Annotated in this window: 1 protein-coding gene; it reads left to right on the top strand. The window is 60.6% G+C overall.

The features are described from left to right. Positions 1 to 14: 14 nt before the first annotated feature. Positions 15 to 1,029: group II intron reverse transcriptase/maturase (ltrA, locus tag BVER_RS29585; RefSeq protein ID WP_050456237.1), on the top strand; the 1,015-nt coding region annotated here is incomplete at its 3' end.

The raw sequence follows: 1,029 nt of genomic DNA, 5'->3' as shown, positions 1-1,029 counted from the left end.
ATGTAAGGCATCAGATGCCCGCGGCAGCGGGGCGGATCGCGGCAATGCGAGGTGAAGCCTCGCCCCATGCGCTCAGCGATGAAACAGTGTCCCCGCGCCACGCACCGCAAGACGCAGGGCGAGACTTGCTGTCGCAAGCGCTCGCGAGAGAGAACATGCAACGCGCGTGGAAACGCGTGAAGGCGAACAAGGGAGCAGCGGGTGTCGATGGTCTGGACATTGTCAGGACCGGAGAACACCTTAAGCACGCTTGGCCAACCATCCGTCGACAACTGATGGAAGGCACGTATCGGCCCATGCCGGTACGGCGCGTAGGCATCCCGAAAGAGGACGGCAGCGAACGGGAGTTGGGGATACCCACCGTGACCGACCGTCTGATTCAGCAGGCACTGCTACAGGTGCTGCAACCGCTGATCGATCATACGTTTAGCAAACACAGCTACGGGTTTCGACCCGGTCGCCGGGCACGGGATGCGGTGCTCGCTGCACAGGGCTACGTGCAGGACGGCTACCATGTGGTGGTTGATGTTGATCTATCGAAATTCTTTGATCGCATCAATCACGACATCCTGATTGACCGGCTGAGCAAGCGCGTACAGGAGGCCAGCATGATCCGGCTGGTACGTGCCTATCTGAACGCGGGCATCATGGCAGGTGGCGTGGTGAGCGCACGGCGGGAGGGTGCGCCGCAAGGCTCACCGCTGTCCCCGCTGTTAGCCAATGTGTTACTCGACGAGGTGGATCGCGAGCTTGAACGGCTGGGTCACCGCTTCGCCCGCTACGCCGATGATTGCAACGTGTACGTGCGCAGTCTGAAGGCGGGCAAGCGAGTGATGGCCCTGCTCGGGCGCTGCTATGACAAGCTGCACCTGAAGATCAACGACTCAAAAAGTGCCGTGGCAAGTGCATTTGGCCGCAAATTCCTGGGGTATTCCCTCTGGGCTACTCCGGCAGGCGAGGTCAAACGCGTCGTGTCGAACAAGGCACAGGATACGTTCAAGCAACGGATTCGGCGGATCACAAGCCGGT

Source organism: Candidatus Burkholderia verschuerenii (assembly GCF_001189365.1).
GTDB lineage: Bacteria > Pseudomonadota > Gammaproteobacteria > Burkholderiales > Burkholderiaceae > Caballeronia > Caballeronia verschuerenii.
Note: the sequence above shows the minus strand (reverse complement) of the source record. Positions and strands in the feature narration are given on the sequence as shown.